This is a genomic window from Deltaproteobacteria bacterium (genome assembly GCA_009692615.1).
Classification (GTDB): domain Bacteria; phylum Desulfobacterota; class Binatia; order UBA9968; family UBA9968; genus DP-20.
Window position 1 is genome coordinate 14,121 of sequence record SHYW01000021.1, and the last position, 19,775, is coordinate 33,895.

A 19,775-nucleotide genomic window follows, 5' to 3' on the forward strand; every position below is an offset into this window, starting at 1 on the left:
AACTTGGCCGCAGGCGGCGATTATTCAAGTTCCTGAGCGAGACGAAAGCCGATGTTACGAAACCTGAAGCCGGCATTGTCGCCGAAGCGGAACGACGTGCGCAAGCTTCCCGGATCGTTGACCCAGGAACCGCCGTGGATCACCCGCCGGGCATCCGTATCGTCGATGTAAACGGCATTCGGGAATCCCGGTTGTTCAAGCTTATTGAGGCACCACTCCCAGACGTTGCCGGCCATATCGAGCACGCCCTGTGCCGTTGCCCCATGCGGGTAGACACCCACCGCGGTGGTGCGATTCAGACCGCTTTCAAAACTGTTACATCGCCGCGAGTCAAAACCGCCCGGCCAAGGATAGACAAGTTTAGCATCGCCGCTGGTCGCCGCTTGCTGCCACTCCCACTCGGTCGGCAAACGAATTTTCAATTCGAGCCGAGCGCTCAACCAACGACAAAACGCTACGGCCTCGTACCACGAGACGGTCTCTCGTGGGCCGTTATTCTCCGTCCATCTCGGCGGTACCGGGGTCTCGGATTGCTTAATGCCTTTCCACCACAGCTTATTTTTATATCCGTCTGCGGCGTCTACGAAGGTTTCGAACTGTTTGTTGGTAACGATGAATTTTGAAATTCGGAAAGGCTTCACTTCAAACGCGCGCCTGACATCCCCGATCTGGAGTTTACCCGGCGGAATATCGATCCACTCGATGTTCGGTAGCCCATCGGCACGAAGTCCGACGCCGGGGCGCGGATCGCCGAACTCAGCGAGATAAGTTCCGACACTCAAGCGCTCCTGATGGGAAAGCGAATTGTCGTCCAACCGTTGCAGCAACTTTTGTTGCGGCGCGGCGAAAGTCTTAACCGAATTTTTTATCTGCTCGGCGCCGAAACGATCGGCTTTTTGGCGCAGCCGCTTGAGCCGGTCGCCATGCCATAGATACTTGAGCGCGTAGCCATGTTTCTCCCACTCACGGGCGGCGATTTCCGCCTGGCGCAAAATCGCCAAATCGTCGCGGTTCTCGGCGATCCAACGAGCCAGGGAAGGCCAAGCGTCGAACAGCTTTTCATGGGCGACAAAAACCATGCGGCTCGGTCCTTCGCCCTCGGCATGGAGCAACATGCGATCGATCAGGGTATCGACGATGGTTCCGAGAGCGCCGGCAAAGCTCGTCTTAAGTGCGCGGCGGCGGGTCGGCTGTCCATCGACGTTCACCGCAACCAGAGAAAGAAAAATTTTGCCCAGCAGCGCCGGCAAACCATCGGCGAAATTGTCAGCCAACTTTTTTTCGACCTCGTCTATGTGATCCCAGATGGCGCCGGTCAATCCGCCCAATTCCCGATAAACCGACTCGCTCAGCTCGCCCCCCTGGCGGCGCTCGAATAGGCGCTGCAGTGCGAATGCGAGCAACGGCAGACTCCCTGGGTTGCTCTCCGCCTCGCGCGCCAAACGATTCGCCAGTCCCGGCGTAAAGGTGAGCCCGGCGCGTTCGGCAGGCTTGACGATCATATCGCGAATCATGAACTCCTCAGGCTGACCGAGGGCGACACGGCCGCGGCCGTTGAGGACTTTCAACATTTCGCCGTGGCCGTGCAGATAGTGGAGAAAATCGCTGCGGATCGTCGCCACCACCCAAAGCCCGTTATCTTCCAACGCGGCATTGTAAAGGGCCGTCAAGAATCGCTTCGATAGCTGCGCATCATGAGCCGTAAACAACTCTTCCATCTGGTCCAAGAACAGCACCAGCGTGTCACGGCCCGTGCCTTGGGAAATGATCTTGCGGAGCTGGGGCAGGAGCGAGTCCGGCGAGTTCTTCCACTCCATCAATAGGTCCTTCGGTGTCAAACCGGCGCGGGTGGCATAGGGATGCAACAGGTTGATCAACGCCGCGAAGGGATCGTCGCCCTGGCTCGGCAAGATGCGTTCGCACAGGCAAGTCTTGCCGTCGCTAAGACCGAACTGTTCCAAGCGCGGCAGAATGCCGGCGTCGACGAGGGAAGACTTGCCCACGCCCAAGTCGCCGCTGATGACGATGAATCGGCCTTCGGACGAGCGCATGCGATCGAGTATGTCGGTTACTTCCGGTTCCCGCCCGAAGAACACCGGCGCGTAATTGCGCGTGAAGTGCATCAGACCGGGATAGGGAGAACCATTTTTCTCAACGTCCCAAGTCGGCGGCGCGGATAGCGCCGGTTCGTTGCCATTGTCGCGGTCGCGGAGATGGGCAGCCAGCGCCGCCTGGACTAAGCTCGCCAATCGGTACGGCGACGAAAAAAGACGGCTGCTCTTCGCCGTCAGCGCATGGCGGCGGAATTTGCCGATCAGCTCGCCTTTATCGCCCTCGCCGGTGTAGCTGTCGACCAAGGTCAGCGCTATGCCGGCATCTTCTTTAGCGATAAATAACAGGCAGGGCTTGGTTGACGCTTGGGCGTGGCGAAACTCAAGCTCGGTGATCGACAGCCCGTCTGGATTATTGTGACCCGCCGGCGGGATGTAACCGTAACGAAATGCCAGCAGCCCAACATAAATATCCGCCTTCTCGACGTCCTTGAGACACTTTTCCACGGGGCGCTGGTCGGTGGCGACGTAGTCTTCCATCGCGATCACGTCGTAGCCGCTCTGCCGCAGCGCCTGATAAACGACCTCACGATATTCCTTGAGGTCTGAGTAGGTGGAGGAAAGATAGATAGTGGTCATGGATGAGAGTTTGATTCGTTCTATGTTAGAAGTGATTCAATCTAAATCCCTGACTGAGTATCGTCGAGCCGTGAACATCGATCACTCCGCCCACTGCCGCGCCTGCAAAGAGCGCGTGCGCGAACTGTTAAGCGCCGTTTACGGCAGCTGCCACGCCAATGTTCAATTTCCCTGGTCGGCCCACCCGCAGGACTACGCGAACACAGCCATCGGCAATCCGTTGGAACGAATTCGCGCCGCCCTCGGTAATCTGCGCGGTCACCGCGACTTCATCAAGAGCGCGCAGATGCCGTCCTGCGACTACTTTCTTTCTGATCCGCCTTTTATCGTAGAATTCGACGAGAGCCAACACTTTTCGCGCCCACGGCTAGTGACCCTCGACAATTATCCCAAGGGCATCGAAGTCGGCTTTCCAATCACGCAGTGGCAAGAACTCTGCCGCAACATTGACGCCAAAGACGACACGCCCTTCGACCGCGACGAACGGCGCGCCTGGTACGACACGCTGCGCGATTTAGTTCCGAAAGTTCACGGTTTCAAGCCAACTGTTCGGCTCTACGCCGAAGAGTTTGAATGGTGTTCTTTGAACAGCGCGTCGGCGCGGGATCGAGAAATTTTCCGGGAAATTCTCCAAGCGCACCGGACCGCGAATCGGCGCGGCTCGATAAAATCGCCTAAGCGACCGGCGTCATGCTAGCGAAATATTGATGGCGTCCGAGGCAATCATCCGGGTCGTTCTTTTAGAATCAACGGCGCGCGCGGCTCTTGCTGGAAGTCGAAGCAGTCGAGCAGATCGTTGGCCTTGGCATCAAGATCGTTAAGCGGCGCCACGTTGAAAAGCCGTTCGATCGTGCGCAGCACGCTCATGTGCGAATACAACGTATGGGAAACATAGCCGCGCTTGGCGTAGGGGCTAAGTATCAAGCAGGGAATCCGATAGCCGTATCTTACGTTTCCTTCCACGGCGGGCGGCGTGACGTGATCCCAGAAGCCGCCCCACTCGTCGTAGACGATAAAGATCGCGCATTTTGGCCATAATGGCCCTTGCATCACCGCGTTGACCTTCGCCACGGTCCAGTTTTCGCCGCGCTTTACGCTGTACGGCGGATGCTCGCTATCGCGCAGGCTCGGCGTTACCCATGACATGGCGGGAAGCTTGCCGCCCAAAGCATCCGCAGTGAAACCGGAAAGCGGCACGATATTGCCGCTCGCCTCGGCATTTTTAAACAGCGCCACCAAAGGTATGCCGCCGTTGTAGTTCTTCCAGGACACGCCTTTGTCGCTCAGCCGATCGGCGATGGTCGTCATTTCATATTTGCCTTTGAGCTCGCCCAAGATATTGTCGAGGCTCGGAGTCTGCGCCGCCATCAGCATGAAATAGTTCGGATGCGATGGACCGCGAATGTCGGCGAAATAATTGTCGCACAAAACAAACTCGCGAGCGTAGGCAAAGTAATTGGGAATGTCCTGCTCTACATAATGACAGTTACCGCGCGGGCCGCGGATCACTCCGTACAATGCATCGCGGCGTCCATGCGGAGGATCCAGCGTTTCGTCATCGCAGCGCGAGCTGGTGGTTTTGCCATTGCCGCCGGGAAAGGTGCCAAAATAATTATCGTAACTGTGATTCTCGCGAAAGATCAGGATCACATGCTCAATGGGCAGTCGAGATCTTTCAGCTTGACCGAAGACCTGACGCAGGGGCGATGAGGCAAAACCTCCCAGCAGTCCAGCCGATGCAACGGCGCTAATTCTGAGAAACCGGCGCCGGGTTAAATGAACGTCCGCGCCATAGACTGCTTGACCACTAACTTTTTCGGCTCCCTGCGCTTGATCTAAACCCTTACCGATGATTGAAGTTGGATTTGCCATGCGTGATCCTACTTTCGTTTTGTTATGTTAGGTTAGCTGAAAGTTGCGATTCATGACTCGATGATGACTGAACACTCCGGCCACTGCATTTCAGACCCGCCTTTTATCGTAGAATTTGATGAGAGCAAACACTTTTCGCGGGCGTGATTTTTGACACTGGCAACCTATCCGGAATACTTTCCGCTCGGCTTCTCTCGGTCACGCTGGCAAGAACTTCGACGCGATATTGACGCCAAAGACGATCAACCCTTCGACCGCGACGAACGGCGCGCCTGGTACGACACGCTGAGAGATTTGGTGCCGCTAATCCACGGCAATCAACTCGGCATTTCGCGATCGGGGTATGAACCCCGCTCGCGACCAAAGGGGATGCTCGCCCCCTTTGAAAACCCCATTTAGTTGTGCCCGCCGCAAGCAGCGGGGAATATTAGATTATACCAACCGTGCGCCTGTTCGCCGAAGAGTACGAGTGGTGCAGCCTCGACACGAGCTCGGCCGCTGCCGTGTCAGTCTTCAGAGCGCTGCTCCAAGCTCGTCGACAATACCCGCGATCCGAATCTTAACGAGCACGAACACGATTACGCCCATTGCAAGTTGTCGCTTTGTGGTTAAGTTGTAGTCGACCATGGCGGATCAAGATTATTACAAAACACTCGGCGTGCCGCGCGGCGCATCGAAAGACGATGTGCGCAAGGCGTACCGCAAACTCGCGCGCAAGTATCATCCCGATATCAACCCCGGCAACAAAGAGGCGGAAAACAAGTTTAAAGAGTTATCGGTTGCCTACGACGTCCTGAGCGACGAAAAAAAGCGCAAGCTTTATGACGAATTCGGCGAAGCCGGATTGGCCGCTGGATTCGACGCCGAGAAGGCGCGCAGCTACGACCAATGGCGCCAGCAGTCGGAGCGTGCCGGTGGTGTCCATGAATTCAACGTCGACGATCTCGGCGATATTTTCGGTGGTATGTTCCGGCAGGGCGCCCGCGCGCAAACCGGACCGCAGCGCGGCGCCGACATCGAATCGCGCATGGAGATCGACTTCCTCGATGCCGTGCGCGGCTTTCAAACCGCGATCACGCTCGAACGGCCGGTCGCCTGCGATACCTGCCTCGGCTCTGGAACTAAAGCTGGAACAGCACCCACCGCTTGTCCGCAATGCGGCGGCAGCGGCAGCGTCGCCGTCGGCCACGGGCCGTTACAGTTTCGCCAACCTTGTCCGCGCTGCTCGGGAAGCGGCAAACTCCCTGGCGACCCGTGCGCCGTTTGCCGCGGCAGCGGCCGCGTCACCCGTTCCGAAACGATTCGCGTCAATATTCCGCCCGGCGCCGATCCCGGCAAGCGCATTCGCTTGCGCGGCAAAGGCGAAGCGGGAATTCGCGGCGGGCCGGCGGGCGATCTCTATATCACTCCGCGCATTCGGCCCCATCCGATCCTGACGCGCGCCGGTCGAGATTTATCCATGGACTTGCCGATCACGGTCGGCGAAGCCGTGCGCGGCGCCGGCGTCGAGGTGCCTACCGCCATTGGAGCGATCAACGTGAAAATTCCCGCCGGCGCACAGAGCGGCCAACAACTGCGCATCAAAGGTAAAGGAGTCGCCGCCCACGGCCAAACTCCCGCCGGCGATTTATATCTGCGGCTGATGGTGCGTGTGCCGAAGGACGAACTTGCCCAAGAAGTAATCGACCGGATCGACCAAGCCTACGGCGAGGACGTGCGCAAAGATCTGCGACTTTAGCGGAGGAAGCCAAGATGCCGCGAAAATATCTGCGCATTACCGAAGTGACAAAAATCTGCGGCGTTGACGTCAAGTTCGTCAAGCGCCTGGAGCAGGAAAAAGTCATCTACCCAATCATCCGCCACAGCGAAAAGTTTTATCCGCTCAACCAGGTCGACCGCGTTCGTATCGCCCGCCTACTCATCGAAGAAATGGGCGTCAATCTCGAAGGCGCCGAAGTCGCGCTCAACATGCGCGAGCAAATGATCGCCATGCAGCGCCAATTCAGTGAAATACTCCGTCTGCTCGGCCGCGAGCTCAACAAGTAAAGTGGGCTAGATGATTCAATGGGCCGGCTTATTATGCCCTTCATATTGTGTTCGAGTCCGGGTCTGGTTAGAGCAGCAAAGACCACTCGCATCGTATCTGCGCAGAATTCGTTTTTGATTTCCAACCATTGCTAGTTCGACTCGGGCTACGGCTTCCGGACCATCGGCAGCTTTTTCTAATCGGGTCCAGGAAACGGCCGCTTGCCAAGCGCGGATCGCCGCCTGATTTTGACGACGTGGCGCAAGGGTGACGCAGAAAAGCCAGCGAGAACCATTTGGCAGCACAGGGCGAATATCGGAAAGATCGAAAGTAGGTCACTTGGCGTCTAAAAAGACCGGTGTCAATTTACTCCTGCGTTCGTTAGCTTCAAGAAACTATCGCATCTATTTTTTCGGCCAAGCGCGGCCGCGTGATCAGTCTATTTGTCATGGCGCGCCGCGGCGTCGAAGCCTTTGGCAGTTTGTTGGCCGGCGTGCTGGCGGACAATTTCGGCACGCCGGACACCTTGCTGATCGGCGGCATCGTTTGCCTGCTCGCTTCCCTCGCCTTCGCCACCAAAGTATCGTTGCTAAAGAGTGCGAGCATTTCCTTCTACAACAATCGACGGGCGGTAAAATCAGCGGCTCTGGTTGACAGCGGCGCGCCCGGTTGATTACTCTCGTCGCCAAGCGAACCGTGGCGGAGAAAAAATCCAGCGCAGCACTGAATTAGAAATAGATTCAACGTGAAAAGAGTTTTAGCGATTATTTTGGGCGGCGGCGCGGGAACCCGGCTTTATCCGCTGACCAAACTGCGCGCCAAACCGGCGGTGCCGTTGGGCGCCAAGTATCGCTTGATCGATATTCCGATCAGCAACTGCATCAACTCGGAGATCCAGCGCATCTATGTTTTGACCCAGTTCAACTCCGCTTCGCTCAACCGCCATATCGCGCGCACCTACGCCGGCGCCAGCGCCGGATTCTCGCCAGGGTTTGTCGAAGTCCTGGCCGCCCAGCAAACTCCGGAGAGCCCCAATTGGTTCGAAGGCACCGCCGACGCCGTGCGCAAATACCGCTGGCTATTCGCCGAGTGGGATGTCGATCAATATTTGATTCTGTCCGGCGATCACCTGTACCGCATGAACTACGCCGAGTTCATCCAGCGCCATCGCGACACCAAGGCCGACATCACGCTCTCGGTGGTGCCGGTGGAAGAGAACCGTGCGTCCGAGTTCGGCTTGATGAACGTGGCCCAAGACGGCCGAGTGCTGTCGTTTAGCGAGAAGCCCCTTGGCGCGGCGCTCAAGGCGATGGCGGTCGACACCACGGTGCTCGGCCTGTCACCCGCGGAAGCGCAGTAATCGCCGTACATCGCCTCCATGGGTATTTATGTTTTCGACAAACAAGTGATGCTCGATCTGCTCCACGACGCGCCCAACCGCACCGACTTCGGCAGAGAAATTATTCCCGCGGCGGCGAAGGATCGCAACGTCCAGGCCTATCTCTTCAAAGATTACTGGGAAGACATCGGCACCATCGAAGGATTTTACAATGCCAACCTAGCGCTCACCTACCAGCCCGATCCGCCGTTCAGCTTTTACGACGAGAAGGCGCCGATCTATACTCGCTCGCGTCATCTGCCGCCGACCAAATTGCTCGACAGCCACGTCATCGAATCGATGATCGGCGAGGGCAGCATTATCAAAGAATGCACGGTGAAACGCTCAGTGATCGGCATCCGCTCGCGCATCGAAACCGGCTGCGTCATCGACAACGCGTTGTTAATGGGCGCGGACTACTATGAATCGCCGCTCGAACGGGCGAAAGCTTTGGAGAGCGGCAAAGTACCGCTGGGCGTCGGCGCCAACAGCACCATACAAAAAGCGATCGTCGACAAAAACGCCCGCATCGGCCGCAACGTGCGAATCGTCAACCAAGACCACGTCCAAGAAGCCACCCGCGAAGAACTAGGCTTCGTTATCCGTAGCGGCATCGTCGTGGTGATCAAGAACGCGACCATTCCAGATGGCATGGTGATTTAGCGCGAAAGACTCGGCATCAAGTCGGGTCCGACGATTCCTCAGATTTTTTCTTCCGCATCCCGCCAGCCACCATCTTGTACTCGAACAAACGGCAATCGAGCGCGCCGTTGAACAGCGGTATACGTTTGGAGACCGCCAGACGGATGAGCTTGGGCAACATCATATCGGCGCTGAGCAGATAAGCGCGCCAGCCGGTGAACTGTTTTTTAAAAACGTCGCCGATCTTGGGATAGAGCTCGGCTAACCCTTGCTGCTCGCCGAGCCGCACGCCGTAGGGCGGGTTGGTGACGATGACGCCTTCGGCGGCCGGCGCCGTGATGTCAAGGATATTGGCGCATTTCAAACTGACGACTTGCTCCAAACCCGCGCCAGCGAGGTTAGCACCGGCGGCGCGTAGCACGTCGGCGGAAAGATCGCTGCCATAAATCGGCTGGGCAGTACGCGGCTTGCGGCGCGCGCCGCGCTTGTGAGTCAACTCGCGCCAGTGCGGCGCATCGAAGTTCTTGAATTTTTCAAACGCGAAATGGCGGCCCAATCCCGGCGCGATGTCGAGCGCCATGGACGCCGCTTCCATCAAAATGGTTGCGCTGCCGCACATCGGGTCGAGCAGCGGCACACCGGGAGTCCAACCCGCTAGGCGAAGAATTCCCGCGGCGAGATTTTCTCTGAGCGGCGCTTCGCCGGTGGCGATCCGTTGACCGCGTTTGAACAACGGCTCGCCCGTGGTGTCGAGATAGAGCGTAAACTCGCGATCGCTCAGATGACCTTGCAGCGACACATCCGGCGCCCGGGTGTCGACACTCGGGCGGCGATTCGAAAGAGCGCGAATTTTATCGCACACCGCGTCTTTGATTTTAAGCGTAATGAAGTTGAGACTGGTAAGCGGGCTTTTGGTCGCCGAGACATCGACGCGAATCGTCAGCGCCGGATCCAACCAATCGGTCCACGCCGGCGCGTAAGCAGTGCGATAAACATCCTCTTCGCCGCGATAAGCGCCGCTGGCGACCTGCCAGAGCACCCGGCTGGCGATGCGGCTTTCGAGATTGACGCGATAGCACAGGACGAACTCGCCGGCGAACTGCACGCCGCCGCCGACGGCGTGAACTTTATCGGCGCCCAATTGGCGCAGCTCGTCGACGAGCAGCAATTCCAAACCGCGCGGGCAGGTAGCGAAGAATTTTTCCATGAGAATAATTTAATAATGGCATTTAGCCAGCAATAAAAAAGGGCAACCCTACTGGTTGCCCTTTTTTTAGTTCGTTCGATTAAGAAAAAACTACCAGCGGTTGCGTCCGCCGCCGCCACCCTCGCGGCCGCCGCGTCCACCGCCGCCGCCGCCACGATTGCCGCCGCCGGCGCCGAAGCCTTCACGCTTCGCCATCGGTTTGGCTTCGTTGACCGTCAAGGTGCGGCCGTCGAGCTGGGTGCCGTTGAGGCTTTCGATCGCCTTCTGCGCTTCGCCGCTGGAGCTCATCTCGACGAAGCCGAAGCCGCGCGATTGGCCAGTGAACTTATCGGACACCACGCTGGCGGATTCCACCGTGCCATGTTCCGCGAAGATTTCTTGCAGCCGGTCGCCGGTTACCGAATACGGTAAGCCGCCGACATATAATTTGTTACCCATGTTCTCCTCCTAAGAGAATGTTATTGGTCTTTGACCCTGAGAATTGAACCGCTAAATGGCTACCGAACATGGGCTAACTGCTAAACTGCTCGCTGATCGGATTTTCCTTTAGATATTGTTCGCAAGGAGAGACTGACAGGGGCCTTCATGCTTCAATGTCCTCTATCAGAAGGCCGTATACTGATGAAGATGTTTCACCCTAGAGCTTAAGGGTCGTAATGTCAATGGCACTCGCCGCAGCGCAACTTCGCGTTACGCCGACGTTGCCGCCGCACTGCGATAATAATAGGCTGGCAACCGTTGCTCATGCTACAAGAGACAGGTTGGAAGTGTCAGGGAATGTTAGGAGCGCCATGAAGAAATATTTTGCTCTCACCGGTTTATTCGTCTTGCTCATCGGCACCGCCGCCTTCGCCCAGGATCGCATACGTATCGGCGTGCCGCTCTTGCCGACGGTCTCCTATCCGGTGTTCATCGCCCATGAACGAGGCTTCTTCGAAAAAAATGGCCTCAAAGCCGAGATCATCCGCATCAACAGCGAGCCAACAACTTATCAAGCCTTGATCTCCGGCGACATCGACGCCACGTCCGGCGCCCCCACCGGTTTGGTGCAAGCCAATTTACAGGGCGTGCCGGTGGTTTCTCTCGGCAGTTGGGATAATTTGGTGTCGTATACGATCATGACCAAAGAGCGCATCGACGATTTGTCGCAGCTACGCGGCAAAAAAGTCGGCATCAACCGGATCGGCGGCAAGTCTTCGCTCATACTCCGCGTCATGCTCGAAGATGCCGGCTTGAACACTTCGAAGGATGTCACCTTGCTGCAACTGGGCGGCTCGCAAGAAAGATTGTCGGCGCTGGTGCGCGGCGGCATCGACGCCGCGCCGGTGGACTTCGCCTTCGAACCGAAAATGAAGCAGCTAGGTTTTCATCTAGTCACCGGTAAAAAAACTCCCTTCATGAACGGACCGATCACGGTCACCGCGGCGTCATTGAAGGCTAACCGCGGTAAATGGGTGCGATTTGTCAAAGCCTACTTGGAAGCGACTCAGTACATGGTCACAGTCAAAGACGGTTCCGTGGATGTCCTCAAGCGAATTCTTGGCACCGACGAGCGCGAAACTTTGGACTATGCCTACGAGCAGATGCGCCAGCGCGCCACCGTCGATCTGGTCGCGCCCGAGGCGGCGCTGGAAAATCTCATCAAAATGGTCGCCTACGTCGACAAACGCGCGCCGTCGGTCGATCGCAGCAAGCTGGTCGACTATTCGATCCTCAAAGAACTAGCGGCGACCAGACAACTGCCGGAGAAAAAGTGAAAGAATGGAGTGATGGAGCGTGGAAGAATGGAGTGTTGGAATGATGGAGTACTGGAGTGTTGGGATCGGAAACCCATCACTCCACCACTCCAGTACTCCAACACTCCAACTTTGTCCCCTATGAGCGAGATATCCTTCATCGACACCACTCTGCGCGACGGCCAGCAAAGCCTGTGGGCCCTCAACATGAAAACCGACGCCATGCTCGGCGCGGCGGCGGACATGGACCGCATCGGTTTCGAATCGATCGAATTCTTCGTTTCGATCTTCCTGAAAAAATACGTCCGCGAGCACAAGGAAAATCCCTGGACCTGGCTGCGCGAGGGCGCCAAACTATTTCGCAATACCCGGCTGCGCAACCACGGCGGCCTGCACGGCTCCGGCGCCATGGAAAAGCTGCCGCAGTCGGCGATGAAATTATTCGCCGAGCGCGTCGTCGCGTATGGCGTCACGCTGACGCGCACGTCTAACTGCTGGAACGACTTCGAAGAGCTGCGCGGCGAAGTCATCGATCTGCGCCAGATCGGCATGGACACGGCGGTTAATTTAATTTACTCGGTCTCGCCGCGCCACACCGACGACTACTACGCGCAGAAAACTCGCGACGCCGTGGCGATCGATCCTTATCGCATCTGTTTCAAAGACGTCGGCGGATTACTCACGCCGGAACGGGCGCGAACGCTGATTCCGGCGATCATGCAAAACGCCGGCAAAGTTCCGGTGGAATACCACGCCCACTGCAACAACGGCCTAGCGCCGCTGTGTTATCTCGAAGCGATCAAACATGGCATCACTTCTTTGCACACCGCGATCCCGCCGCTGGCCAACGGCTCGTCGCAGCCGTCGATCTTGAACATGGCGAAGAATTTGCGCGCCTTGGGCTACACGCCGATGGTTGACGAAGACGCCGTCAAGCCGGTGGAAAAACATTTCACCGCGGTGGCCGAGCGCGAAGGTTTGGCGATCGGCAAACCCTTCGCCTACGACGAGTCGCAGTATCGCCACCAAGTTCCCGGCGGCGTGATTTCCAATCTGCGCCACCAACTCAAACTGGTCGGTAAAGAAAACCAGCTGGCGGAAACCCTCGAAGAAGCCGCCCGGGTGCGCGCCGACTTCGGCTATCCGATCATGGTCACGCCGCTGTCGCAATTCGTCGTCAGCCAGGCGGCGATCAATGTGATTGTCGGCGAGCTCTATAAAGAAGTCACCGATCAAGTGATTCAATACGCGCTCGGTATCTGGGGTAAAGAAGCGCCGGCGCTGCTCGAAGCCAACGCCAAGGATAAAATTTTGAAGCGCCGGCGCGCCAAGGACTGGGAAAACTGGACGCCGCCCGATCTGAGCTTGCATCAGGTCCGGCAAAAACTCGGCGCGACCATTTCAGACGAAGAACTCTTGCTGCGCGTCTACGCCGGCCCCGACGCCGTCGACGCGCTGATGCAAAATGGCGCGCCGAAACCGCAGCTCGATGCCAAACAGCCGCTGTTAAACTTGCTCGCAGAGTTGACCAAAAAAAAGACTGTTATCACATCTACATCCGCCGAGACGGCGTGGCGCTGACGTTGGCAAGATCAACCGAATCGGCGCGGCACGGTTAAACCGATTTGATGCAATGAACACGGAACTCGTAGGGGCGTATTGCATACGCCCTCTTTCTTTGCGCCCTTTGCGCTCTTTGCGGCTAATTTTCCTCTCTTGAGGAGCTTGAATGAACTACGACGGCCTGCGCGATTGGCTCGACAAAGTCGACGCCATGGGCGAACTCACCACACTGGACAACATCGATTGGAATTTGGAAATGGGCGCCATCGTCGACGTGCTCTACCGCGAGCATCCGCCCTATGCGCCGGCGCTGGTATTCGACAAGATCAAAGATCACCCGCCCGGCTATCGCGCGCTGTTCGGCCACTTCGCGTCGCCCAAACGGATCGCGCTCACCCTCGGCGTGACTGAAGAATTCGACCATGTCTTGCAGTTCACGCGCATCTATCACGAGCGCATGAAACACTCCAAGCCTCTGGCGATGGAGGAAGTGAAGACGGGTACGGTGCATGAAAATGTTCAGAGCGGCGATCAAGTCAATCTACGGCAATTTCCCGCGCCGTTGATCCACGAAAAAGATGGCGGCCGCTACATCGGCACCGGCCATCTGGTCATCACTAAGGATCCCGATTCCGATTGGATCAACGTCGGCACTTATCGCATCATGTCCCAAGATGAGAACACGCTGAGCATTTATATCGGCCCCGGCAAGCATGCATTCATCCACAAGCAGAAATATTTCGAGAAGAACCAAGCGATGCCGGTGAATGTTGTGCTCGGCGGCGATCCCCTCGATTGGTTCGCCGCCGCCTGCCCCGTGCCGGCGGGCATCTGTGAATTCGATTACGCCGGCGGATTAAGAGGAACGCCGACCAAAGTCATCCGCAGCGACATCACTGGCTTGCCGTATCCAGCCGATGCGGAAATCGTTTTGGAAGGCGAGATACGACCGGGCGAGTTGAAGGAAGAAGGACCTTTCGGCGAATGGCCCGGCTACTACGCCAGTCCGAGAAGCATGGAACCGTTCATCCGGGTCAAACACATCCTGCACCGAAATAATCCGATCCTCTCCTGCGCCAACCCGGCGCGCCCGCCGCACACGTTGACGCTACTGCGCGCGATCACGCGCTCGGCCCATGTCTGGGAAGAGTTGGAGAAAGCCGGCGTGCCGGAAATCCGCGGCGTCTGGTCCCACGAGCCGGGACCGAGACAATTCACCGTGGTGGCGATCAAGCAGCGCTATCCCGGTCATGTCAAACAAGCCGGCATGATCGCATCGCAATGTTTTTCCGGCGGCTATCAAAACCGCTTCACGATCGTCGTCGACGACGACATCGACCCGACGAGAATAGACGATGTCGTATGGGCGCTTTCAACCCGCTGCGATCCCGGCGAAGACATCGACATCCAACAGCGCAGTTGGTCGAGCGCACTGGACCCGATGATTCACCCCGACTCGAAAGTGTTTTTAAATTCCCGCGCCGTCATCGACGCCTGCCGTCCTTACGAATGGATGAATAAATTTCCCGAAGTGGCGGAGACCAGCCCAGAATTGAGAAAGCAAGTCTTAGCGAAGTTGGGGCGAAAATTTTTTGGTTTGACATGAGTGTAACAGGATTCCCGCGATACAGCCCTTCGGGCTACTCGGGAAATCGGCAAAGAAGAGTCCCGTTTCCCCGAGTAGCGACCTATGGTCGCGCATCGCGGGGTTCTTCAACGCTTTGAACTCCTGAGTCAACTTTTATAAGAAGAACCAATGGCCATTTACCAACTGGGCGACGACATCCCGCAAATTCCCGCATCGGCCTACGTCGCTGCGGAAGCCACCATCATTGGCAAAGTGATTTTAGGCGAGCACGCCAGCGTCTGGCCCGGCGTCGTCATTCGCGGCGACAACGATTCGATTACCATCGGCAACGGCAGCAACGTCCAAGACGGCGCGGTCATGCACACCGACCGCGGCTTTCCTCTGACGGTCGGCGACAACGTCGCCATCGGCCACCAGGTCATGCTGCACGGTTGCACTATCGGCGACGGCGCGCTGATCGGCATTCAAGCTGTGGTAATGAACGGCGCCGTCATCGGCAAAGACTGCCTAGTCGGCGCCGGCGCGTTAGTTCCCGAAGGAAAAATCTTTGGCGAGCGCAAACTCATCGTCGGCGCCCCGGCAAGAGTCGTCCGCGAACTCAGCGACGAAGACATCGCCAAAATGCACCGCGCCGCTCCGGGCTATGTCAGAAGGCAGGAAATGTACAAGGCGACGCTGAAAAGAATCGGCTAACTAAAATTCTCCGAACACGCCTCACCCCTTACTGTTCACCCCTAACCGTCCCTCATTCTTTCATCTTCGAATAACTATTCACCGTCGCATGCAAGTTGCGCGCGAAGTCGGTGGCCGCTTGCGGGCTCATCTCGAAGGCGGTCTTGGCGTATTCTTTGGCCGCGAGCATCGCCGGCAGCGGCGTCTTCTTAAACTGGCCGATCAGTTTGGCGACGCTGGCATTTAATTCGCTCGCCGGTGCGATGCTGCTGACTAAACCGTAGGCCAACGCAGTTTGCGCGTCGACCTCCTCGGTCGAGTAAATCATGTAGGTCGCAGCCTTGCGTGAGAGCCGATCGACCAACGCGGAGAAAGCAATGGTCGGCATGATCCGGTGCGCCATCTCAGGAAAGGAAAACTTCGCCTTGTCGCTGGCGATGGTGATGTCGCACAGCGCCGCCAGCGCGCAACCGAGACCGGCGGCGCGGCCTTGCACCACGCCGACGATCGGCGCTTTGCAGTTACGAAACGCGCCGTAGAGATTAAATATCGTGTCGGCACGCTCGCGCACGGCGTAAGCTTCGAGCACCGGCGTCGGCGCCCCCATCGACGCGCGGCCGAGGCAGAAGTCATCGCCGGCGCCTTTGAAAACCACCGCGCGCGAGTCCTTCGACGCGGCGTTGAACATCTCGGTCACCTGCGCCCAAACTTCGTCGGTCTGGCGATTGCCGTCTTCCGGCCGGTTGAGTGTGATTGTGGTTACGTCGCCGTCTTTTTCCTTGAGTACTGCGTCTGCCATAAATGCCTCCGTAAATTATTTAGCCCTTCTGGGAATACCGTAAAGCTATTATCACCACGAAGAGCACGAAGGACACGAAGGTTTCGGATAAATAATATTCCGACCTTCGTGCTCTTCGTGTCCTTCGTGGTGAAAAAGACAGATTGAACATGGCACATTATTCACACAAAAGCGTGAAGCAACCTATTTCAGAAAGATCTTGCCGAACTCTTTTTTCTTTTCTTCGAACGCCTTGGACTCCAACACTTCCATTTGCACGTATTGAATCTTGTCCGCGCCGGGCAGCGGCGGATAGATACCCTTGCGGTTCACGAACTCGCCGCTCTGGGCGAGAATCTTCATGGTCTCGTCGTCCAAATAAAAATCGACGAATGCTTTGCCGGCATTTGAATGGGGCGCCTTGTTGCTCAACACGACGAAATGCGAATCGCCGAGCATTTTGTCGACCCGCACGTAATCCAGCGGCGCGCCGCTTTGCGCGGCGCTGTAGGCAAACTTGACGAAGGTCAGGCCGATGGGGATTTCGCCGGTGGCGACCCGCTCGGACGCCGGCAACATAGACTCCACGAGAACCGGCTTCATAGCGGCCAAGTCGCGGATGAATTTTTCCGTCTTCTCCTTGGCCATGATCTTGTGCAAACTACTGAGCCATTGAATCGTCGTCACATGCAGTGTCGGATCGGCCATCACCAGCTTACCCTTGTATTTCGGGTTGACCAGATCCTCAATTGATTTCGGCGCATCTTCCGGTTTAACTAAACTCTTGTTGTAAACCACGCCGACGATGCCGTAGCGCGTGACCGGACCGAAGCGTGGATCGATTTGGTCGGCGGAATATTTTTTCGCCGTCGGCGAATCGTATTTCGCCAACATGCCGTCCTGAGCCATAATCACCAGCGGATCGGAATTGTTGAGCACGACATCGAAGAGCGGATTGCCGGCGCGGTACTCGGTCATCGCCCGGTTCATCACGCTCATCGCCGAGGCGCGCCAATACTCGGCCTGGAGCCCGGTCTTCTTGCGGAACGCTTGCATCACGCCTTCCAGCACCGGCGTTTCCAGCGAACCGTAGATGACGACTTTGCCGCCCTCTTTTTTCGCCGCGTCGATGAGCTTGGCATCTTGGCAGAATGACTGCGTAGCATTGAAAACAACGGCAATAATCAACAATCGACGCAAAAACATCGGTATCTCCTCCGCATCACTCCGTTTCAACTATCACGGGAACAATTTTCCGGTCAACGCCATTCACAGTTGTTAGTTATCATTGTTTAGTTTCGAGTCGAGGAACTAAAAACTAAACACTAAAAACTCAAAACTATTAGGCGCTCTCGTTGACACCGCCAAAGCCAACTTGTTATAGCCTGTGTCAGCGCGCGAAAGGAAATTATTTTAATGCAAATCATCGACGCCGACGGCCATGTCAATGACCGCCCCTGTATGGATGAGATTTCCAAATTCATGCCGGCGGGCAATCGCACCCAAGTCTTTCCCGCCTTCGATCACATTCACTTTCACTATTTGGAAGGCGGCGAGAAACGCTCGCGCACCGGCGACGTCGGTCCCAAAGAATGGCTCGACTTTCTCGACGAAACCGAAATCGATTGGACCGTCGTCTATCCCACCGCCGGTTTAGCCGTCGGCCGGATAATCGCCGAAGACTGGGCCATCGCCGCCTGCCGCGCTTACAACAACTGGCTCTATGAAAAATTCACCAAGGTGACGCCGCGCATCAAAGGCATGGCGCTGATCCCGATCCAAGACAGCCAAGCCGCCTGCGAAGAACTGCGCCGCGCGGTCAAAGAGCTGGGCATGGCCGGCGCCATGCTGCCGTCCAATGGCGAAGGCATCAAAGGCCACTTCGGCTCGAAAATTTACTGGCCGATTTACGAGGAAGCGGAAAAGCTCAACGTACCGTTGGCCGTCCACGTCGGCGCGCTACATCATTTGGGAATGGATAGCATCGGCGTTTACTATCCGGTGCATGCCCTCGGCCATCCGTTCGGCATCATGGCCCAAGCAGCCGCGATGTTGTCCTATGGTATATTCGATCGCTTTCCCAAGCTGCGCGTCGGCTTTCTCGAAGGCGGCGCCACTTGGGTGCCGTTCTTCATGGACCGCCTCGACCGCTCCTATCCGCACCATCTGCAAGTCGACATCAACGGCGAATTCTTGGCCAGCTCGCAACCCGACGTGATGGCCAGCGAATATTTCCGCCGCCAAGCCAAAGCCGGCAAGATATTCGTCGGCTTCGACGGCGACGATCACGGCCTTGGTTACGCGGTCAAGGAAGCGGGCAATGAATCTTTCGTCTTCGCCACCGATTTCCCGCACGAGAGTTTCGACGCCAAATCCTGCCGCGTCGAACTACAACATATAATGAGCCGTGAAGATCTGACGCTGGCCGACAAAGAAGCAATCCTCGGAAAGAATGCCAAAACATTTTACGGCGTGAATTAGTAGGCAACAGGCACAAGGCAATAGGCAACAGTAGAGAAATCCACGTCGGCGTAGGGGCAAGGCGTGCCTTGCCCTTCTTCCGATTCTTTCGCGTCCTTCGCGCCTTCGTGGTGAATGCATCCGACCGCAAACCGGGAGATTGAAAAATGGCTACAAATACCGTGACAGCTGAAACTCAACGCACCAAAGGCCCCATCGTCTGGCTCGACCTGGATCAGAAAGAACTCGATGACGCCTACGATCAAACCGTTTACGCGCCCAACCAACCGCTACTCGCCAAACGGCGCGCCACCGCCGCGGCTTCGGTAGTGCAGCGCTTTCCATCCGAGCGCTTCGCCTACGGTCCGAGCGAACATGAAAAACTCGACGTCTACCGAACCAAGAAGCCCAACGCGCCGGTGACGGTCTACGTCCACGGCGGCGCCTGGCGCAACGGCACGGCCAAAGACTTCGCCGCTCCCGCCGAGATGTTCGTCAACGCCGGCAGCAACTATGTCGTGCTCGATTTCATCCAGATCGCCGAGGCCGGCGGCGATTTGCTGCCGATGGCGCAACAAGTGCGCAACGCCATCGCCTGGGTTTATAAAAATGCTCCGAGCTTCGGCGCCGATCCCAATCGCCTTTACCTCACCAGCCATTCCTCCGGCTCGCACTTGAGCGGCTGCGCTTTGGTCACCGATTGGGAAAAAGATTTCGGCCTGCCGCCCGATATCATCAAAGGCGCCGTGCTGCTCTGCGGCATGTACGATTTGAAACCGGTGCGGTTATCCAAACGCAGCGATTATGTGAAATTCACCGACGAGGTGGAAGAAAAGTTGAGCTCCATTCGCCACCTCGACAAGCTGCACGCGCCCATCACCGTCTGCTACGGCACCTGCGAGACCCCCGAGTTCCAGCGCCAGAGCCGCGACTTCGCCGCCGCGGTGAAAGCGGCGGGCAAACCGGTGGAGATCTTGGTCGGCGAAAGCTTGAACCACTTCGAGATGCAAGAAACCCTCGGTAACCCTTACGGCATCGGCGGCCGGGCGGCGTTGAAGATGTTGGGATTGTCAGTTTAGCGCCAAATGACAAAATAATTTCACCACAGAGGCTCTAGCGCAGCGTCGCCGCAACCAAGATTCGAAATATCTCTCGCAAAGGCG

Annotated in this window: 17 protein-coding genes and 1 pseudogene; 12 read left to right on the top strand and 6 right to left on the bottom strand. The window is 57.1% G+C overall.

Going from position 1 to position 19,775, the window contains the following annotated elements:
* Window positions 1-20: 20 nt before the first annotated feature.
* A complete protein-coding gene (locus tag EXR70_07155) occupies window positions 21-2,690 on the bottom strand; it encodes a DUF4062 domain-containing protein (protein MSP38253.1) in 2,670 nt (889 codons plus the stop codon).
* A gap of 70 nt (window positions 2,691-2,760) precedes the next feature.
* On the opposite strand from EXR70_07155, the gene EXR70_07160 reads away from it, so the two are divergent.
* Complete coding sequence (locus EXR70_07160; protein MSP38254.1) at window positions 2,761-3,387, top strand: hypothetical protein; 627 nt, start codon at window positions 2,761-2,763, stop codon at window positions 3,385-3,387.
* A 26-nt stretch (window positions 3,388-3,413) separates the two neighbouring features.
* On the opposite strand, the gene EXR70_07165 is transcribed toward EXR70_07160, so the two are convergent.
* Complete coding sequence (locus EXR70_07165; protein MSP38255.1) at window positions 3,414-4,562, bottom strand: hypothetical protein; 1,149 nt, start codon at window positions 4,560-4,562, stop codon at window positions 3,414-3,416.
* 150 nt (window positions 4,563-4,712) lie between these two features.
* On the opposite strand from EXR70_07165, the gene EXR70_07170 reads away from it, so the two are divergent.
* The 5 genes and pseudogenes from EXR70_07170 (at window position 4,713) to EXR70_07190 (ending at window position 8,629) form a co-directional block, all read left to right on the top strand.
* The gene (locus EXR70_07170) at window positions 4,713-4,961 is read left to right on the top strand and encodes a hypothetical protein (protein ID MSP38256.1); all 249 of its coding nucleotides are present in this window, start codon (window positions 4,713-4,715) and stop codon (window positions 4,959-4,961) included.
* A gap of 226 nt (window positions 4,962-5,187) precedes the next feature.
* Window positions 5,188-6,300: a molecular chaperone DnaJ gene (dnaJ, locus tag EXR70_07175; GenBank protein ID MSP38257.1), complete on the top strand. Its 1,113-nt coding sequence runs from the start codon at window positions 5,188-5,190 to the stop codon at window positions 6,298-6,300.
* 14 nt (window positions 6,301-6,314) lie between these two features.
* A complete protein-coding gene (locus EXR70_07180) occupies window positions 6,315-6,608 on the top strand; it encodes a MerR family transcriptional regulator (protein MSP38258.1) in 294 nt (97 codons plus the stop codon).
* A 410-nt stretch (window positions 6,609-7,018) separates the two neighbouring features.
* Complete coding sequence (locus tag EXR70_07185; GenBank protein ID MSP38259.1) at window positions 7,019-7,261, top strand: hypothetical protein; 243 nt, start codon at window positions 7,019-7,021, stop codon at window positions 7,259-7,261.
* 72 nt (window positions 7,262-7,333) lie between these two features.
* Window positions 7,334-8,629 (top strand): annotated as a pseudogene (locus tag EXR70_07190) (glucose-1-phosphate adenylyltransferase).
* Between the two features lie 16 nt (window positions 8,630-8,645).
* On the opposite strand, the gene EXR70_07195 reads toward EXR70_07190, so the two are convergent.
* Window positions 8,646-9,815 (bottom strand): class I SAM-dependent RNA methyltransferase, encoded by a 1,170-nt coding sequence (locus EXR70_07195; GenBank protein MSP38260.1) that lies wholly within the window; start codon window positions 9,813-9,815, stop codon window positions 8,646-8,648.
* Between the two features lie 90 nt (window positions 9,816-9,905).
* A complete protein-coding gene (locus tag EXR70_07200) occupies window positions 9,906-10,253 on the bottom strand; it encodes an RNA-binding protein (protein ID MSP38261.1) in 348 nt (115 codons plus the stop codon).
* 218 nt (window positions 10,254-10,471) lie between these two features.
* On the opposite strand from EXR70_07200, the gene EXR70_07205 reads away from it, so the two are divergent.
* The 4 genes from EXR70_07205 to EXR70_07220 all read left to right on the top strand — a co-directional run bounded on the left by EXR70_07205 (window position 10,472) and on the right by EXR70_07220 (window position 15,395).
* Window positions 10,472-11,572 carry an ABC transporter substrate-binding protein gene (locus EXR70_07205; protein MSP38262.1) on the top strand — a complete coding sequence of 367 codons (1,101 nt, stop codon included), beginning with the start codon at window positions 10,472-10,474 and terminating at the stop codon, window positions 11,570-11,572.
* 12 nt (window positions 11,573-11,584) lie between these two features.
* Window positions 11,585-13,132: a carboxyltransferase gene (locus EXR70_07210; GenBank protein MSP38263.1), complete on the top strand. Its 1,548-nt coding sequence runs from the start codon at window positions 11,585-11,587 to the stop codon at window positions 13,130-13,132.
* A 148-nt stretch (window positions 13,133-13,280) separates the two neighbouring features.
* Entirely contained in the window at window positions 13,281-14,720 is a 1,440-nt protein-coding gene (locus EXR70_07215) for a UbiD family decarboxylase (protein ID MSP38264.1), read from the top strand.
* A 150-nt stretch (window positions 14,721-14,870) separates the two neighbouring features.
* A complete protein-coding gene (locus EXR70_07220) occupies window positions 14,871-15,395 on the top strand; it encodes a gamma carbonic anhydrase family protein (GenBank protein MSP38265.1) in 525 nt (174 codons plus the stop codon).
* 52 nt (window positions 15,396-15,447) lie between these two features.
* Here the strand turns inward: EXR70_07220 and EXR70_07225 are convergent, their stop codons facing one another.
* Together EXR70_07225 and EXR70_07230 are read right to left on the bottom strand one after the other, a co-directional pair.
* Entirely contained in the window at window positions 15,448-16,173 is a 726-nt protein-coding gene (locus EXR70_07225) for an enoyl-CoA hydratase/isomerase family protein (protein MSP38266.1), read from the bottom strand.
* 183 nt (window positions 16,174-16,356) lie between these two features.
* A complete protein-coding gene (locus EXR70_07230) occupies window positions 16,357-17,358 on the bottom strand; it encodes an extracellular solute-binding protein (GenBank protein ID MSP38267.1) in 1,002 nt (333 codons plus the stop codon).
* Window positions 17,359-17,568: 210 nt separating this feature from the next.
* Here EXR70_07230 and EXR70_07235 point away from each other — a divergent pair, with 210 nt between their 5' ends.
* Together EXR70_07235 and EXR70_07240 are read left to right on the top strand one after the other, a co-directional pair.
* On the top strand, window positions 17,569-18,633 hold the full coding sequence (locus EXR70_07235; protein MSP38268.1) for an amidohydrolase: 1,065 nt from the start codon (window positions 17,569-17,571) through the stop codon (window positions 18,631-18,633).
* Window positions 18,634-18,779: 146 nt separating this feature from the next.
* The gene (locus EXR70_07240) at window positions 18,780-19,691 is read left to right on the top strand and encodes an alpha/beta hydrolase (protein ID MSP38269.1); all 912 of its coding nucleotides are present in this window, start codon (window positions 18,780-18,782) and stop codon (window positions 19,689-19,691) included.
* Window positions 19,692-19,775 lie beyond the last annotated feature (84 nt).

Bases quoted from the DNA above. Each gene is read 5' to 3' on its own strand.
- EXR70_07155 (MSP38253.1), bottom strand. From the start codon at position 2,690: ATGACCACTATCTATCTTTCCTCCACCTACTCAGACCTCAAGGAATAT.
- EXR70_07165 (MSP38255.1), bottom strand. From the start codon at position 4,562: ATGGCAAATCCAACTTCAATCATCGGTAAGGGTTTAGATCAAGCGCAG.
- dnaJ (MSP38257.1), top strand. From the start codon at position 5,188: ATGGCGGATCAAGATTATTACAAAACACTCGGCGTGCCGCGCGGCGCA.
- EXR70_07180 (MSP38258.1), top strand. From the start codon at position 6,315: ATGCCGCGAAAATATCTGCGCATTACCGAAGTGACAAAAATCTGCGGC.
- EXR70_07195 (MSP38260.1), bottom strand. From the start codon at position 9,815: ATGGAAAAATTCTTCGCTACCTGCCCGCGCGGTTTGGAATTGCTGCTC.
- EXR70_07200 (MSP38261.1), bottom strand. From the start codon at position 10,253: ATGGGTAACAAATTATATGTCGGCGGCTTACCGTATTCGGTAACCGGC.
- EXR70_07205 (MSP38262.1), top strand. From the start codon at position 10,472: ATGTCAATGGCACTCGCCGCAGCGCAACTTCGCGTTACGCCGACGTTG.
- EXR70_07210 (MSP38263.1), top strand. From the start codon at position 11,585: ATGGAGCGTGGAAGAATGGAGTGTTGGAATGATGGAGTACTGGAGTGT.
- EXR70_07215 (MSP38264.1), top strand. From the start codon at position 13,281: ATGAACTACGACGGCCTGCGCGATTGGCTCGACAAAGTCGACGCCATG.
- EXR70_07220 (MSP38265.1), top strand. From the start codon at position 14,871: ATGGCCATTTACCAACTGGGCGACGACATCCCGCAAATTCCCGCATCG.
- EXR70_07225 (MSP38266.1), bottom strand. From the start codon at position 16,173: ATGGCAGACGCAGTACTCAAGGAAAAAGACGGCGACGTAACCACAATC.
- EXR70_07230 (MSP38267.1), bottom strand. From the start codon at position 17,358: ATGTTTTTGCGTCGATTGTTGATTATTGCCGTTGTTTTCAATGCTACG.
- EXR70_07235 (MSP38268.1), top strand. From the start codon at position 17,569: ATGCAAATCATCGACGCCGACGGCCATGTCAATGACCGCCCCTGTATG.
- EXR70_07240 (MSP38269.1), top strand. From the start codon at position 18,780: ATGGCTACAAATACCGTGACAGCTGAAACTCAACGCACCAAAGGCCCC.